This is a genomic window from Sagittula stellata E-37 (genome assembly GCF_039724765.1).
Classification (GTDB): domain Bacteria; phylum Pseudomonadota; class Alphaproteobacteria; order Rhodobacterales; family Rhodobacteraceae; genus Sagittula; species Sagittula stellata.
In genome coordinates, this window is sequence record NZ_CP155729.1 from 3,893,311 (window position 1) to 3,909,409 (window position 16,099).

A 16,099-nucleotide genomic window follows, 5' to 3' on the forward strand; every position below is an offset into this window, starting at 1 on the left:
GTTTACTGCGTGTCGAGCGAGATCGTCAGGCCGCGCGCCGTGCCCACCGTCTCGTTCCACAGGTCCACGCAGCCCTCGTAGGAGGCCTCGCAGCGGGCGCCCCACTCCGGCAGGATCTTCGTCGCGGAAATCTCGGCCACCTTCGCCTTGTCCGCATCCGACACCGGCACCAGCGTCATCTCGTAGGAAGTGTAGATCCCTTCCGGGCATTCTCCACCGGTGGAACATGCCTGCGCCGTACCGTTTGTGGTGATCGCAAGCTCCCACAGGGCGGTTTCGAGATCGGACATGACGGTTTCGAAGGCCGCGCGCTTTTCCTCGTCGAGGCCGTTCAGCCAGTCGAGGTTGACCACATGCGCCTGTACGGAGCCCGACACAGACAGCGGGTAAAGGTGCGTCGTCACCTCCGGCCATTTGCCGGTGTTGGACGACGTGGGCGAGGTCACGCCGCAGGAAGCGACGCCACGCTGAAGCGCCGGGTAGACCTCAGGGAAGGACAGAGTCACGGGCGTCGCACCCAGCTCTTCCAGCAGCATCGACATCGACGCGGTGAAGGACCGCACCTTGAGCCCGTCGAGATCGGCCAAGGAGGACATGTCGGCGCTGCACAAAAAGACCTGGGGACCGAAAGGCCAGATCGCCATGGCCTTGGCGCCGAATTTCTCGCCCAGACGCGCGTTGAACGCTTCTCGGTAGGCATCGACCGCACCTTTCAGGTCGTTCATGTCGGTCGAGACGCCGATCAGGTCGATGCCTTCGAGAAAGGGATCGTCCTTCGCGGCACTGCCGATCTGCACCGTGGCCAGGTCGAAGGCACCGGAGCCCACCAGCCGCAACGCATCGGCAAGGTTCACGCCCAGGACCTGAAACTCGTTCCGCGTCACGTCGAAACCTGCCTCTCCGGCGGCTTCGATTGCGGCGATTTCGGCCGGGTACTGCGCGGCGCTTTCCTGGCTTTGGGTCAGCCAGCGCAGGGACTGGGCCTCGGCCGGGGCCGTCAGGGCCAGTCCGGCAGCGGCGGCGAGAGAGAGAATCGAGACACGGGAAAGGCGAGGCATGGCAGGGGGCTCCTGTTGCAGACATGAAAACCGCAGGCGCGCGTGCAAACCGATGAACGGCCACGGCGCCGACCGCTCAATCAAGGGGCAAGATTGTTAACAATTAAAATTAATTTTGTGCGCAATTATTGAGCCCACTCGGCGAAAGACGACGCGCGGCCTGTATTTTTACAAGCGTTAACAACTCTCTAACCACGGATCCCGTTTCTGACCCCGAGAACCGCCGGATTGCACACCCAACGGCCAGTGCCTAATATTCACGCGTCACAACCCCACGAGATCGCACTTGGCCCGCCTCAACGCCGCAGAGACAGATGTCTACGAACGCATCCGCACCGCGATCGGCGACCGGCAACTCCTGCCCGGCCAACGGCTGCGCGAGGTGGAGCTTTGCCGGATCTTCGGCACCACGCGCGGCACGATCCGCAAAGTTCTGGCGCGCCTTGCCTTCGACGGCCTGGTGGATCATCAGCCCAACCGCGGCGCCTCTGTCGCGCAGCCGACAGTCAAGGATGCCGCCGACCTCTTCGTCGCCCGCCATTGCATCGAACGCGCCACCGCCCACGAGGCGGCAGCCCGCATCGACACCGTGGCAGCGGGCCGGCTGAGGGCGCACATCGAAAAGGAGAAGGCGGCCCATGCCAGCGGCGACCGACAAAGCATGATCGCCCTGTCCGGAGAGTTTCACCTGCTGCTTGCGCAGATCTCCGGCAACGCCATTCTGGAACGCTACCTCGCGGACCTGATCGCGCGGGAGTCGCTGATCATCCAGCTTTACGAGATTCCCGATCAGGGCATTTGCTCTCATGACGAACATGCCGGGATCGTCGAGGCGCTTACCGGGGGCGACACGGATCGGCTCGACGCGGTCATCAAGGCCCATATCGACGGCATCGCGGCGACGCTCGACCTCGAACCCGTCCATGCCGAGCGGCCGAGCCTCGAAGAGATCTTCAAGAGCTGATCTCTTTCGCGGGTGCCGCCACCGGACTCGGCGCCGAACCTTTCGGGGGCAACCTCAGGTCCGGAAGGGTATTCCAGCCACGGGACGCGGTCCGGCGGTCCTCACCGATGGCGCCACTCTGCAACACGACCAAATCACTATGCCCGATCTAGACCGCCGCCTCATGCGCGATCACACGCGACAGCGCAGGCGGCAGCCCGACAGACTCCTTGGCGACCGGCTTGCACGCCCTGCCCTCAAGACGCAGGCGCAGGGAGGCCAGCGTCATGGCCTGCGCCACGGCGGCCGCGATGGGGTCGATGACGACGGCCGGGATCTCTCCGGCGACCTCGGGCGCGAGCCCCGCGAGCGGCGCGCCGCCAAGGATCACCACGTCAGCGCCGTCCTCGGACACGGCGCGCCGCGCCAGAGTCACCAGTTCGGCCCGCATGTTCTGTGCCGCATTGGCCACGTCGCCCCCATGCGCATCCGGCGTGCGCACACCTGCAAAGCGCGCGCCCAGCCCGGTCGCCCGCACGCAGTCGGCATACCAGCGCGTCATCACCGGCGAGAACGTGACGATGGACAGACGTTCCCCCAGCATCGCGGCGGTCAGGACGGCGGCCTCTGCCATGCCCACGACGGGCACGTCGAAAACCTCCCGCGCGGCGGTCAGCCCCGGGTCGCCGAAGGCCGCGATCACAACGGCGTCGACGCCCGCGATGTGCTCGGCGATCATCCCGAGCGCGATGCCCCCGGCCACCTGAGCCTCTGCGCGCGAGGCGATGTAGGGAAATCCGGTCGTTGCCGTCAGCGGCACGATCTCTGCCCGGTCGCCGGCCAAGCCACGTGCAATGTCCGTCATGGTGTCCGTCATGGCTTGGGTCATGTTGGGATTGACCAGCAGAATGCGCATCAAGTGGCCCTTTCGTGCGTGTTGCGGGCCAAGGCGGCCGTGATGGTCCGTGCGGTCGCGAGCAGATCGGCGTCGCGCCCCCTTGGGGCCATGATCTGGAGCCCGATGGGCAGTCCGGCACGTGTCCGGGCAAACGGGACTGTCAGCGCCGGACAGCCCGCATGGTTGGCTTGCGGCGTGAAGGCCGCGTGGTCGCGCGGCGCACAGGGCTGGCCGCCGATCTCCGTCGGCGCCAGTTGATCGACAGGCCAGGCGGGACAGGGCGTCGTCGGCACCATCACGATACCGTACCGGTCGAGAAAGCCGTTCAGGATCGCACCGATGCGCGCCGAGGCCCGTTGCGCCTCGGCCAAGGTCGCGGCACGGAGGGCCATGCCGGTCTCGATCTGACCGGCGATGTCGGAATCGAAGACGGACGGGTCCTTCTTCCACGCCGGGCCGAACAAACGCGCAAGACCGGCATGCTGCAAAGCCATGACGGACCCGCCGGTCAGCCCTCCCCAATCGGGGGCCGCCTCGGTCATCTCGCCCCCGGACGCCACCATGCCACGGACAAATGTTTCGAAGGATGTCGCGACATCCGCGTCGAGCGGCTGCCCGTGTCCGAAGTCCGCGCTCCAGACGTAAGGGCCGGGCATGGGGATGCCGGGGCGCAGATCGGCAAGGACCGACATCGCCAACTCGATATCGTCCAGCGTACGGGCCATCGGGCAAATGGCAGAAATGCCGTCCACCGGCTCGTCGAAGCCAGGTCCGTAGGGCACAAGATCCTGCGTCGGCTTGAACCCGTAAAGACCGGTGTGCGCCGGGGGACGCCGGGACGATCCGCCCGCGTCCGTGCCCAGGGCCAGCGGCGCCATGCCCGCCGCCACTGCCGCGACCGGCCCGCCGGACGATCCGCCGGTGGTGAGCTTCGTGTCCACCGGATTGCGGGTCTTGCCATGCAGGGGCGTGTTGGTCACGCCCTTGCAGGCGAACTCCGAACAAGCCGCGATGCCAAGGATCATCGCCCCCGCTGCACGCAGTCTCGACACGGCTCGGGCGTCTTCGGGCGCCACGAAGTCCGCGAACAGCCGCGACCCCTGTGTAACCGGCAGGCCCCTGACCCAGATGTTGTCCTTGATGACCACCGGCACGCCGGCCAGCGGCAGGTCCTCCCCTGCGGCAAGGCGGGCAGCGACTTCCGCCGCCTCGTCGTCAAGCGCGGGGTTCAGAACCGTCATCGCGTTCAGCGCCGGGTCGCGTTCCGCCACCCGTGCCCGCGCGGCCTGCGCCACCTGGGCTGGCGACAACTCTCCGGCGCGGACTCGCGCGGCGAAGTCCGAGGCCGACAGATCCATGGCGTTCATGCCTCTGCCCTCTGCGCTTCGGCCCAGCAGGCGGCGATCTCGCGGCGCGGGGCGATCCAGACATCGTCATGCGCACAGATGTGGGCCAGCACGTCCTCAAGCCCGCCGATCCTGCCCGGTCGCCCGATCAGGCGAAGGTGCAGACCGATGGACATCATCCGGGCCGCGCCTTCGCCTTCGGCAAGAAGCCGGTCGAAGGCGCCGATCACATAGTCGCTGAAATCCCGCGCCTGAACGAACCCGCCGCCGGGCGAGAACCGCATGTCGTTCGTGTCGAAGGCATAGGGTAGGATCACATGGCCACCCGCCATCCGAGGTATGTCGTCGTCGTAGACGTCGCTGTCATATAGGAAATCGCCACGCCCGATCAGCAGATCGCGGGTGTTGACCGATGGTGCAGAGCGCGTGTGCCAGCCGACCGGCGCAACGCCGCAGGCCGCCTTGATCGCGGCGTGGGTTCGCTCGATGATTGCCTCTTCCTCGGTCCGTGTCATGTGGGCGTGGCGCTGCCAGAGCCAGCCGTGACAGGACACTTCGTGCCCGCGCGCCACGATGTCCCGCATCAGCCACGGGCTGCGCTCCGCGACGCGGCCACAAGTCGAGAAGGTCGCCTTGACACCGTAACTGTCGAAAGCCCCGGCGATGCGCGCATAACCCTGCCGCGTGCCGTAGGCAAAGTGCGTCTCCATACAGGGGTCGGGCGCGCCTTCCACCTCTTCCCGGATCTCGTAGGTGCTTTCGTTGCGGGGATCGCCGTCGCCGATGGATAACTCTGCCCCCTCCTCGACGTTCACCACGAAAGACACCGCAAGCTGCTTGCCGTCCGGCCAGCAGGGCGCGGGCTCGGCGCCGAAATAGCCTTTGAAGTCGCGTCGATCGTTCATTCGCTCATCCCTGGATCATGCGGTTCAGACCGACCGTGCGCGCGCCGAAGACCAGCACCAGAATTGCCAGCAGGATCAGTCCGGAAGACATGGCCGCCAGCGACGGGTCGGGTTGTTCTTCCAGGTATTGCAGCATCTTGATCGGCAGCGTCTTGTTGCGTGCGTCGGTCAGGAAGATGGAGATCGGGTAGTTATCCATCGACGCGAGAAAGGCGAACAGGCCGGAGGTGAGGTAGGCGGGTGCAAGGCTGGGCACCAGCACCTTCAGGATCGCCTTCGGATAGCTCAGGCCCAGGGTGCGCGCCGCGTCGATCATCGAGAAATCGAATTGCGCCATGGACGCCAGCAGCGTGCGCATCACGAAGGGCAGCGTGATGACGATATGCCCAAGCAACAGAGAGACATAGGCGTCGCGCAGCCCGATCTCGCGGAAGAACTGCAGAAGCGCGACACCCACCACCAGCCCCGGCATCATCAGCGGCGAGACGGCGAACGTGGCAATCGCCTCCCGTCCACGGAAGTTGCCGCGCGTGACCGCGATGGAGGCGAGCGTGCCCAGCACCAGCGAGATCAGCGTCGAGACGAAGGCCAGGTTCAGCGACAACACCACCGCATCCCACAGGCCCGAGCGCCGCTCAAGAGAGGCGTACCAACGCAGCGACCATTCCGGCGGTGGCAGCGTGTAGACCGGCGATGCCGAGAAGGACGCCGCCACGGTGATGAAGATCGGCAGCATCAGGAAGACGACGCAGCCGAGGGCGACGATCCAGCTAAGGGTGCGAAAGATGCGGTCGGTCTGCGTCATGTACGTGCCCCCAGTCGCCGGGCCAGCCAACTGGAGAACACGACCACGAAGATCGCGATGGCCAGCAGCACGGCGGAGATGGTCGAGCCAAGCGGCTCGTTGCGCAGGTAGAGGAAACTGCGGGCGATCAGCATGGACAGCGTCTGCTGGCGCTCGCCCACGATCAGCGAGGGGATCACGTACATCGAGATGGCCATGGAAAAGGTGAAGGCCGATCCGGCCACCACACCCGGCAAGGTCAGCGGCAGCGTGACGTTGAAGAACCGGAAGAACGGCCCGGCACCCAGCGAGACCGCAGCTTCGGGCAGGCCGCGGTCAAGCTGGCGCACCACGGCGTAGATCGGCAGCACCATGAACGGCAGGAAGACATTCGCCGCGCCGATGACCAGGGCCGTCTCGGTAAACAACATCCGCACCGGCTTTTCCGTCAGGCCGATCCATTGCAGCGACGTGTTGATGAAACCGTTCGCGCGGAACAGGATCGACCATGCGAAGGCCTTGACCACCACGCCCAGCGACATGGGCAACACCATCGCCACGAGGAAGACGGTCAGCCACGGCCCCTTGGCGCGGCTCATGACAAAGGCGGTCGGATAGGCGATGGCGAGCGCCAGCAGCGTGGTCAAAGCGGCCACGCGCAATGTGCGCCACAGGACGCGAAGGTTGTATTCGTCGGCAAAGAAGGCGCGGTATTCCGCGAGCGAGAAGCCCTCGGCGGTCTGCACCGACTTGGCGAGCAGCATCAGCAGGGGCAGCGCGTAGATCACGGCAAGATAGGCCAGCCCGGGAACCGCAAGAAGGGCGATACGGTCGATACGGGCCGTCATGCCGCGACCTCGTAGGCCAGGGTATCGTCGACACTCCACCCCAGCATGACCTCCTGTCCGCGCGTCAGGCCGCTGCGGATGCCGGGCAATTCGCACAGCACCCGGTCGCCCTCCTGCGCCGCGCCGTGCAGCACGGTCTTCGAGCCCAGCACCATGACATCGGCCAGCCGTGCGGGAATGGTGTTCTCTCCTTCGCCGACGGAGATCAGTTCGGGCCGGACGCCCAGCAGGACCCGCGTACCGACGGCGGCTTCGCTCTTCGCTCGTAGCGCGCCGTAGGGCGTATCGACCGTGATCGTCCCTCCGGCCTGCTCGGCCACCGTGCCGGTGACCCGGGTGGACAGGCCGACGAAGTCCATCACGAAAGGCGACGTGGGCCGGGCGTAGAGCGTCGAGGGATCCGCGAACTGTTCGATCCGGCCGGAATTCATCACCGCGATCCGGTCGGAGACGCCCATCGCCTCCTCCTGGTCGTGGGTCACGAAGATGGCGGTGATGCCGCGATCCAGCAGCAGGGACTTCAGTTCGACCTGCATGGTCTCGCGCAGCTTGCGGTCGAGGGCCGAAAACGGCTCATCCAGCAACAAAAGGTCGGGGCCGACCACCAGCGCGCGCGCCACGGCGACGCGTTGCTGCTGCCCGCCCGACAGCGCCGCGATGGGCCGGTCGGCGAATTCGGTCATGCGCACGAGCGACAGCGCCTCTGCCACCGGTGCGCCGGTGTCGCCTTTCGCCATGCCGCGCGCGCGCAGCCCGAAGGCCACGTTCTCGGCCACGGTCAGGTGTGGAAACAGCGCGTAGTTCTGAAAGACCACCGACACGTTGCGTTTGTGCGCGGGGATGCGCGTGATGTCGCGGCCATCCAGCACCACCGACCCGTCGTCGGCCTCCAACAGACCGGCGACGATGCGCAGCAGCGTGGACTTGCCGCAGCCCGAGGGACCGAGGAGAGACACAAGCTCCCCCCGGTTCACCCGGAAATTCATGTCGGACATGACCCGTGTGCCTTTGAACGATTTCTCCACGCCCACGACGTCGAGGTAGCGGGAAACCGGTTTGCCTTGATCCAGAGCCATGTCCGCAGTCCGCCTCAGAGCGCCATGAGCTTGTCGAAGCGTTCGATCCACGCGCGGCGGTTCTCGGCGACGAAGGCCCAGTCTGGAGAGTAGATCGGCACACCATCCGGGATGACGGCGCCTGCCTTGACGGTTGTGTTGGCCGGCACCGACGACGCGAAGTCGGCAATCGCCGCCTGCATGGTCTCGCCCAGCATCTCGTTGACATAGGCCTGTGCCAGCTCCGGGTTCGGCCCGCCCTTCACCAGGCAGATGCCCGACGGCATGGCGAAGATGCCTTCTTTCGGTGCGGCGAGATCGACCGGCACGCCCTCTGCCTTGCGCGGCAGCGTGTAGGACGAGAAGTTGCCCGCCAGCATGGAAATCTCGCCCTGCTCCAGCAGATTGAAGGCCTGGCTCATGGTCGTGTAGACCGACAGCAGGTTCGGCTTCAGCTCCTCCAGTTTGGCAAAGGCCGCGTCGACCTCATACTGCGCTTCGGAGAACGGCTTGCCCGATCCCAGCATCGCGGCGACGAACATGGTCCACATGCCTTCGGTATTCTGCAGCGATGGAATGATGACCTGCCCGGCGTTCTCCGGCGCCCAGAGCGCTTCCCACGACGGCACGCCCTCGGCGTAATCCGTGTTGTAGGCGACGCCCGCCCAGGGCTGCACGTAGTTGCACCACATACCGTCCATGTGCACCGCGTCGGCGCGCAGGTCGGTCATGTTCGGCACGGCGTCGGGCGTGATCGGCGTCAGCAGATCGGCCTCGACCGCCTGGATCATCACCGGGTCGTCCATCTGCACCACCGACAGGTACGGCGCATCCTTGTTGGACGCCATCTTTTCGAGGTTCACGGAGGACTTCGTGCCCTCGAACAGGATATCCGCGCCGATCGCCTCCTTCATGTGCGGGACGACGATCTGTTCCATCCAGGCGGTGTGCGAACCCGCGCAGCCGATGACGATCTCGCTCGACTGGGCGCGCAGGATGGAGGGCGCCGCCAGCGTGCCGACGGCGGCCAAGGCGGAGGTGCGCAGCAGGCTGCGGCGTGTCAGCCCGGCTTTCTGAATCTGTGTCATGACGTTCCTCTCTGTTCGGATCATGAGACCATTTCGCTGTTTGAAGCGCCGGTTCTTCTGCCGACTTGAAAATGGGATGCCATTTGCCTTAGCTCGATTCTGTCGGCGTGGGGCCAGGTCAAAACCCTTGCGGACGGCACGGAAACACAAAGACGTCAAAAATTGCGCCCTCTGCAGCGGCGACGCCCAACTCGTAGGCTAAAGGAAAACCAAAATGGCATTCCATTTGAAAAACGTCACGCTCGTGACTCACGGCGCACCCGTCCGGACGGACGCGGACATCGTCATCGGCGAAAACGGCATCGTGACGGGAATCGGTACCGGCCTAGCGACGCCCGAGGGCGCAGAGGTCGCCGACGCCCGGGGGTCGCTGTGCCTTCCCGGATTTGTGAACAGCCACAACCATTCGCCCCTGATGATCGTGCGCGGCATGGTCGAGGACAGAGGATTTGCCCCCGCCTACATCCCTGGCGTTCCACAGGGGCACTGGCTGTCAGAGGAGGAAACACACGCGCTCGCACGGCTGGGCGTGCTCGAAATGCTGATGGCGGGGGCCACCACCATCGTCGACTACTATCGCTGCCCCGAGGCGCTGGCCCGCGCCGCCGACGAGATGGGCATGCGCGCCATGGTCGGTGGCCGGGTCATCGACATGGACACGGCCGCCCTTGCGGAAGGCCGTTTCGAACGCGCGCCTGCGCTTGGAGACGAAACCCTGCGCGCCGCACTGGACCTTGTGGAGAAATGGGACGGGCACGACCGGATCGGCACCATCCTCGCACCGCACGCGCCGGACAGTTGCTCTCGGGACATGTTCACCGAATTTCGCGCCCTCGCCGAGCGCACGGGAAAACAGGTGCACACCCACCTCAGCCAGTCGCAAATGGAGGTGGACCAGATCCTCGCCCGCGAAGGCATGACCCCGACCGAGTTTCTCGACGACGTGGGGCTGCTGTCGCCCGACCTGATCGCCGCGCATTGCATCTTCATGTCCGACAGCGACATCGCCCGCTTCGGCGCGGCGGGTGGCGTCGTCACGCATGCCCCTATCGGCAACGCCAGCTTCGGCGCAGCCGCACCGATCAAGGCGCTCAGGGATGCCGGGGCAGCGATCACGCTGTGCACGGATACCAAATCGGCGGACATGTTCGAGGCCATGCGCATGGCCATCGCCACCGCCCGCTGGCGCGCGGGCATGTCGTTCGACCTGGATGCCGCCGAGGTCTTCGGCTGGGCCACGGCAGGCGGCGCAGACGCGCTCAAGGTTCACGCGGCCACCGGGCGACTGACTGTCGGCGACCCGGCGGATCTCATACTGCTCGACCCGCTGGCGCCCAACCTGCGCCCGGTCATCGACGGGGTAGGCGTCGTGGTGCACTCCGGATCGGCCGGCAACGTGACCGACGTCATGGTTCAGGGAGAGTGGCTGGTGCGCGACCGCAAACCCACCCGCGTCGACGCAGCCGAGGTCGTGGCAGAGGCACAGCGCGTGGCAAAAGGGCTCTGGGCCCGGGCTGCGGCGGCCTGAGCGGTCAGAGAAGCGCAGCGACGGTCTGGCCGGTGTGCAGGAGGTGCTGCCGCCAGATCCGCGCCGCGCGCTCCGTATCGCGCTGCCGCAGGGCCTGCATCAACACCTCGTGCTCCGACACCGCCTCGGTCAGGCGTTCGGGCTTCATGATCGCCAGGAACCGCCCGCGCCTCGCGCGCGCCATCAGCCTGCGATGCGTTTCGAACACAATACCGTTGCCGCTGCACGCCACGATGAAATCGTGGATTTCCGAATTCGTGTCGAAGTAGTCCGCGTGGTTGCCGATCTTGTGGTAGGTCATCATCCGGTCATGCATCTCTTCGAGGGTATCCAGCGCGCCCTCGTCGATGGTTTCGGCCAGCCTCTCTGCTGCGAGGCTTTCAAGCGAGGCGATCACGTCGAACAGCTCCAGCGCCTCGGCGGCGCCGTATTGCAGCACCTGCGCACCCTTGTTGCGGGAAATCGCGATCAGCCCGTCCGCGTCGATCAGCTTCAGGGCCTCCCGCACCGGCGTGCGAGACACGTCGAGTTCGGCAGAGATCTTGCGTTCGACGATGCGCGATCCCGGCGCGTAGACGCCCTTGACGATCCTGTCGCGCAGGATGTCGGCCACCCATTGTGCCGTCGCCGTCGGCGCGTCCGGCGCCCATATGCCTTCGATTTCATCGACCATCGGACATCCGTTACACTGACAGAAAAATGGCATTCCACTTTCTCTGCCGCGTTTCGGGAAATCAAGCGCGCCGGATCGGCTTTTCACGAAATCCGGTCGGAACGCGACGAATTGCCAAAGACACAGGCGCCCCCCTGCCACGTCGGAGCCACCGTGCAGGACCCACCATGACGCGGCCATCCGCCCGAATATGGCGAAGGAAGCAAGATGATGTGCAAGGCCGTCCCAGCGCAACGACGAGATTCAGCTCGTCCCGTGCCGTTCTTTCTGTCGCGTGCGTATCAGCCGTCCACCACCTGCCGGATGCTGGCGGACAGTCCGCCGTCGACGATCATCTCGGACCCGGTGATGTAGCCCGCCTTGTCGGATGCCAGGAAGACCGCGGCCTCCGCGATGTCCCAGGCCGAGCCCATGCGCCCCATCGGGCACTGCCGGGCACGGGCCGCGCGCATCTCCTGCTCGGACTTGTCGCCATAGCTGTTGGCCAACGTGATGCCGATGCGCGGCGTGTCGATCAGACCGGCGATGATCGCGTTGACGCGGATGTTCTCGGGGGCCAGTTCCACCGCCAGCGCCCGCGCGAACTGATTGGCCCCGGCCTTGGTCGCCGAGTATGCGAGGTGCGGATAGCCCACGTTGCGGATAGACGCGATGGAGGATGTCACGGTGATGACCCCCCTGCCCTGAGCGCGCATGTGGGGCAGAACCGCCTGCGCAGCGACGTGAAGGGACGTCAGGTTGGCATCGCTGATCCGCCGCCAGTCGGCGGGCGTGGTCTGGCCGGACGGTCCGCTTTTTCCGAGCCCGACGTTGCAATGCAGGATGTCGATGCGGCCATGCCGGTCGGCCACGCCCTCCACCAGCCGCTCGACGCTTGCGTCGTCCAGAACATCGACGACCGCTGCCTCTGCCGCGAAGCCTTCGTCCCGGATCAGGTCGACGGTGCGCGCCGCTGCATCCTCGTTGTCGTCAGCGGCGACCACAAAGGCCCCTTCGCGCGCCAGACCCATGCTTATGGCCCGGCCGATCCCGATGCCCTCGGCAATTGCACCGGCGCCGATGACGATTGCGACGCGATCCTTCAACTGCATGGCGGCCGCTCCTGTCATTTCGCCTCTGCCGAGCGGAGAGCGCTGCGTCTGGCCCGCGTCATGCGCAATTCCCGGCGCACGCCCACGAACAGCGAGAATGCGGTGATCAAGATGAAGATCCAGCAGATCGGACTGCGGAAAAAGATACCGACGTCCTCGGAAATCAGGAACGAGCGGCGCAGGTTGTCCTCGAACAGCGGGCCGAGGATGAAGCCCATCAGGAACGGCGCCGCCGCCATGTTGATCTTCATCATGATGTAGCCCAAAGCGCCGAATGCCAGCATCACACCGACGTCGAACATCTGGCTTTGCACCGCGTAGCTGCCGAAGACGCAGAACAGCAGGACCACGGGCAGAAGGATGTGGCGCGGAATGTCGGCGATCTTGGCAAAGTAACGGATCGCCAGTTTGCCGGAGCCGAACAGCACGATCGAACTCAGCATGATGCCGATGAAGATCGCGTAGATGATCGTGATATTGTCCTGAAACATCAGCGGTCCCGGCGTCAGTCCCTGCAACATGAAAGCCCCGAGGATCACCGCCGTCACGACGTCGCCCGGAATGCCAAGAGCCAGCAGCGGGATCAGCGTCGCGCCCGCCACGCCGTTGTTCCCGGACTCGGAGGCGGCCACGCCCTCGATGTTGCCCTTGCCGAAGGTCTCCGGCGTCTTCGACGTCCGCCGTGCTTCGCCATAGGACAGGAAGGCCGCCGCCGTCGCCCCGGCACCGGGGATCGTGCCGATGATGACACCGATGAAACTGCCGCGGATGATCGTCAGAAGGCTGCCCTTGAATTCCTCCATCGTGACACGGCTGCGGTCGGCGGCCTTGATGGTGTGCGGGGCGATCTTGCGCATGTAGAAGTCGATGACCTCGGGCAACGCAAAAAGCCCGATCAGCAGCGGGATATAGCTGACCCCGGCCATCAGGTTGAAGTTGTCGAAGGTAAACCGCTGCGTGCCGTAAACGAGATCCAGACCGATGGTCGAGGTCAGCAGCCCCAGAAGGCCCGAGATCAGCCCCTTGGTCAGCGACGAGCCCGAGATCGAGATCACGACCGTCAGCGAGAAGCAGATCAGCCAGAAGTACTCCGGCGGGCCGAAGGCCAGTGCCAGCCCGGCGATCAGGCTCGCGAAGAAGATCAGCGACAGGTTCGACAGGAAGTCCGCGATGCAGGACGCGTAAAGCGCCATGTTCATCGCCTTGCCCGCCTGCCCCTTCTGCGCCAGCGGGTAACCGTCCAGCAGCGTGCAGGCCGCGGCGGGCGTGCCCGGTGCACGGATCAGGATCGCTGTGATCGACCCGCCGAAGACCCCGCCCTTGTAGACCCCCACCAACAGCAGAATGCCCGTCACCGGATCGAGGTTGAAGGTGAACGGCAGCGCCAGCGCCACGGCCATCGTCGCGGTCAGGCCGGGGATGGCCCCGACCGTCACGCCGAGGCACACGCCGATGGTGATGGCCAGCAGGTTCTGGAACGTCAGGAAGAGCTGAAAGCCGGTCGCGATGTTCTCAAGCATGGGTCACATCCAGTCTTCGAAGATACCGGCAGGCATGGGCACCTGCGCCACATGCACGAAGAAAAGGTAGATCAGCAGGGGCACCGTGATGCCGACGCCCAACAGCACGAGCGGCCTGCGTTCACCGCCCATCGCCATCAGAACGACAGTCACCACGATGGAGGTCAGCAGCATCCCCAGCGTTTCCGGCACCAGCAGGTAGATCAGCAGCAGCACGCAAAGGACCAGAAGGCGCAATTTCCAGTGCGCATGCAGGTCCGGCGGCGTCGCGTCGTCGTCGGGAACATGCGGCGCGAACAGCGCCTCAAGCAGGTGGACCAGCGCGAACAGCGCGATCGCTCCGGTCAGAACATACGGCAGGAAGGCCGGTGACAACGGCAGATGCTTGACCGACCCGGGCGTCGTCACGCCCGCCGGTATGACGATTGCCGCGAACAGCGCGGCAGCGATCAGTGTCAGTGCCGCAAAGACGATCTCTCGGCGGCGCCCTTTCCGGGCATCCGACTGGTGCGACGTGTCGCTCATTGTCCGCCCCTCCCTCTGGCCGACGTATCGGTGTCCGCGAAGGCGGCCCGCAATGGCCGCCTTCGCGGGAAGTGCATCACTCGACGGTCACACCCGCGTCATCGACGACCGTCTTCCAGCTCGACAGTTCGTCCGCGATGAACGCGGAGAAGTCCTCGGGGCTGCCGCCTTCGATCTGCGCGCCGCGTGTGTCGGCGAAAGAGACGAAGGACTCGCTCGCGATGACTTCGTCCAGCGCCGAGGACAGCGTTGCCACGATCTCCGGATCGGTGCTAGCGGGCGCCAGCAGACCGAACCACGACCGCGCTGCGAACCCGTCCAGTTCCGGGATGTCGAGTTCGTCCAGCGTCGGCACGTCCTGCAACTTCTCCGAGCGCGTCGGCGTGGTCATCGCAAGCGCGCGCAGGGCGCCGGACTGGATGTGCGGCATGGCCGACGGCAGGTTGTCGAACATCACGTCGACGTCGCCCGCCAGCAGCGCGGGCACCGCCTCACCGCTGCCACGGAACGGCACGTGCGTCATGTTCGCTCCGGTGCGCGACTTGAACATCTCGCCCGACAGGTGGATCGAACTGCCGACGCCGGAAGACCCGAAGGTCTTGCCTTCGGCCGTGGCCGCGTCGAGGAACTCCGCCGCCGTCTGGTAGGGGCTGTCCTTGTTCACGACCATGACGTTCGGGATGGTGATGAGCAGCTTGATCGGCGCAAAGTCGGCGACCGGATCGTACTGCAGGTTCTTGTAGACCGCCGGGGCGATCCCGTGCGAGGACACCTGCCCCATGAACAGCGTGTAGCCGTCGGGCCGCGCCTTGGCCGCCATGGTCGTGCCCAGCGTCGCCCCGGCACCGGGACGGTTCTCGACCGTCACAGTCTCGTCCAGCACCTTTGTCAGGCCGTCCGCCACCTGGCGTGCCAGGATGTCGGTGGACCCGCCCGCGCTGTAGGGCACGATGATGGTGATGCGCTTTGCCGGATACTCCTGCGCATGGGCCACCGTGCCCAGAGCCAGCATCGACACCGCGCCGAGCGCGGCCAGCGTGCTTCTTCTGTTGATCTTCATTGTCATTCTCCTCCTCCAGTTTCGATCAAAGTTTTATTCCGGCCTCCTGCCGCTGACCGTCATGCCGAACCGATGGTCATGCCGCCGCAGACGTACAGGACCTGCCCCGTCACGAAGCCCGCACCTTCCGAGCAGAAGAAGCCCACGGCCTCTGCCACGTCCTCCGGGGTGCCGGTGCGCTTGACGGGCACGGTTTCGATGATCTTCTCGGTGCGCGGATCGCCCGGCGGGTTGACCTTGTTGAACAACTCGGTGGCGATAGGACCCGGCCCCACCGCGTTCACGGTGATGCCGTGACGGCCCAGCTCCAGCGCCCATGTCTTCGTCATGCCATGCAGCCCGGCCTTGGTCGCCGCGTAGGCGGTGCGCAGTTCCTTCCCCAGCGCCACGCGGCTGGAGATGTTGACGACACGCCCCATCCCCGCCGCCTTCATCGACGGCAGCACGGCCTGAAGACAGACCAGCGGCGCGCGCAGGTTGACGGCAGAGACCTGATCGATGGAGGCCGGATCCGTGTCCTCGACGGTGGCGGGCATCACGATCCCCGCATTGTTCACCAGCCGCGTCACGCGCCGCCCTTCGCAGAAGCGGGCCAGCGCGTCCCGCGTCGCCTCCACGTCCGACAGGTCGAGTTCCAGGAACGCATCCGCATGCCCATGCTCCGGCGCGATCCGGTCGACCACGGCGACCGACAGGCCCTCCGCCTTCAACCGTTCCGCGATGGCCGCGCCAATGCCGCGCGCCCCGCCTGTCACGATGGCATGATCCGTCATGGCA

General features: G+C 65.7%; 16 protein-coding genes. 2 read left to right on the plus strand and 14 right to left on the minus strand.

Annotated features, from left to right (window positions below; all coding sequences use genetic code 11):
• Positions 1-2 precede the first annotated feature (2 nt).
• Positions 3-1,058: a TRAP transporter substrate-binding protein gene (locus ABFK29_RS18590; RefSeq protein ID WP_005861128.1), complete on the minus strand. Its 1,056-nt coding sequence runs from the start codon at positions 1,056-1,058 to the stop codon at positions 3-5.
• 286 nt (positions 1,059-1,344) lie between these two features.
• Between ABFK29_RS18590 and ABFK29_RS18595 the strand changes: the two genes are divergently transcribed.
• A complete protein-coding gene (locus ABFK29_RS18595) occupies positions 1,345-2,022 on the plus strand; it encodes a GntR family transcriptional regulator (RefSeq protein ID WP_005861130.1) in 678 nt (225 codons plus the stop codon).
• A 148-nt stretch (positions 2,023-2,170) separates the two neighbouring features.
• On the opposite strand, the gene ABFK29_RS18600 is transcribed toward ABFK29_RS18595, so the two are convergent.
• The 7 genes from ABFK29_RS18600 to ABFK29_RS18630 are packed head-to-tail and all read right to left on the minus strand — an operon-like array spanning position 2,171 to position 8,925.
• Positions 2,171-2,917, minus strand: a complete 747-nt coding sequence (locus ABFK29_RS18600; RefSeq protein ID WP_005861132.1) for an aspartate/glutamate racemase family protein — start codon at positions 2,915-2,917, stop codon at positions 2,171-2,173.
• Positions 2,917-4,266 (minus strand): amidase, encoded by a 1,350-nt coding sequence (locus tag ABFK29_RS18605; RefSeq protein WP_005861134.1) that lies wholly within the window; start codon positions 4,264-4,266, stop codon positions 2,917-2,919. The genes ABFK29_RS18600 and ABFK29_RS18605 overlap by 1 nt, the downstream gene beginning before the upstream one ends.
• Entirely contained in the window at positions 4,263-5,150 is an 888-nt protein-coding gene (locus tag ABFK29_RS18610) for an allantoinase PuuE (RefSeq protein WP_005861136.1), read from the minus strand. The genes ABFK29_RS18605 and ABFK29_RS18610 overlap by 4 nt, the downstream gene beginning before the upstream one ends.
• Positions 5,151-5,154: 4 nt before the next feature.
• Positions 5,155-5,955 (minus strand): ABC transporter permease, encoded by an 801-nt coding sequence (locus ABFK29_RS18615; protein ID WP_005861138.1) that lies wholly within the window; start codon positions 5,953-5,955, stop codon positions 5,155-5,157.
• Positions 5,952-6,782: an ABC transporter permease gene (locus ABFK29_RS18620; protein WP_005861140.1), complete on the minus strand. Its 831-nt coding sequence runs from the start codon at positions 6,780-6,782 to the stop codon at positions 5,952-5,954. The genes ABFK29_RS18615 and ABFK29_RS18620 overlap by 4 nt, the downstream gene beginning before the upstream one ends.
• On the minus strand, positions 6,779-7,858 hold the full coding sequence (locus ABFK29_RS18625) for an ABC transporter ATP-binding protein (protein ID WP_005861142.1): 1,080 nt from the start codon (positions 7,856-7,858) through the stop codon (positions 6,779-6,781). Before ABFK29_RS18625 ends, ABFK29_RS18620 begins: the two co-directional genes overlap by 4 nt.
• Before the next feature lie 14 nt (positions 7,859-7,872).
• Positions 7,873-8,925, minus strand: a complete 1,053-nt coding sequence (locus ABFK29_RS18630; protein WP_040604835.1) for an extracellular solute-binding protein — start codon at positions 8,923-8,925, stop codon at positions 7,873-7,875.
• 214 nt (positions 8,926-9,139) lie between these two features.
• Here ABFK29_RS18630 and ABFK29_RS18635 point away from each other — a divergent pair, with 214 nt between their 5' ends.
• Positions 9,140-10,453 (plus strand): amidohydrolase family protein, encoded by a 1,314-nt coding sequence (locus ABFK29_RS18635; RefSeq protein WP_005861146.1) that lies wholly within the window; start codon positions 9,140-9,142, stop codon positions 10,451-10,453.
• Positions 10,454-10,457: 4 nt separating this feature from the next.
• Here the strand turns inward: ABFK29_RS18635 and ABFK29_RS18640 are convergent, their stop codons facing one another.
• The 6 genes from ABFK29_RS18640 to ABFK29_RS18665 form a co-directional block, all read right to left on the minus strand.
• Positions 10,458-11,126: a GntR family transcriptional regulator gene (locus ABFK29_RS18640; protein WP_005861148.1), complete on the minus strand. Its 669-nt coding sequence runs from the start codon at positions 11,124-11,126 to the stop codon at positions 10,458-10,460.
• 281 nt (positions 11,127-11,407) lie between these two features.
• Positions 11,408-12,217 (minus strand): SDR family NAD(P)-dependent oxidoreductase, encoded by an 810-nt coding sequence (locus ABFK29_RS18645; RefSeq protein ID WP_232281586.1) that lies wholly within the window; start codon positions 12,215-12,217, stop codon positions 11,408-11,410.
• A gap of 14 nt (positions 12,218-12,231) precedes the next feature.
• Positions 12,232-13,737, minus strand: coding sequence for a tripartite tricarboxylate transporter permease (locus ABFK29_RS18650; protein WP_005861152.1), 1,506 nt, complete (start codon positions 13,735-13,737; stop codon positions 12,232-12,234).
• A 3-nt stretch (positions 13,738-13,740) separates the two neighbouring features.
• The gene (locus ABFK29_RS18655; protein ID WP_005861154.1) at positions 13,741-14,262 is read right to left on the minus strand and encodes a tripartite tricarboxylate transporter TctB family protein; all 522 of its coding nucleotides are present in this window, start codon (positions 14,260-14,262) and stop codon (positions 13,741-13,743) included.
• Between the two features lie 76 nt (positions 14,263-14,338).
• Complete coding sequence (locus ABFK29_RS18660) at positions 14,339-15,322, minus strand: Bug family tripartite tricarboxylate transporter substrate binding protein (protein WP_005861156.1); 984 nt, start codon at positions 15,320-15,322, stop codon at positions 14,339-14,341.
• Positions 15,323-15,381: 59 nt separating this feature from the next.
• Complete coding sequence (locus tag ABFK29_RS18665) at positions 15,382-16,095, minus strand: SDR family NAD(P)-dependent oxidoreductase (RefSeq protein ID WP_005861157.1); 714 nt, start codon at positions 16,093-16,095, stop codon at positions 15,382-15,384.
• Positions 16,096-16,099 lie beyond the last annotated feature (4 nt).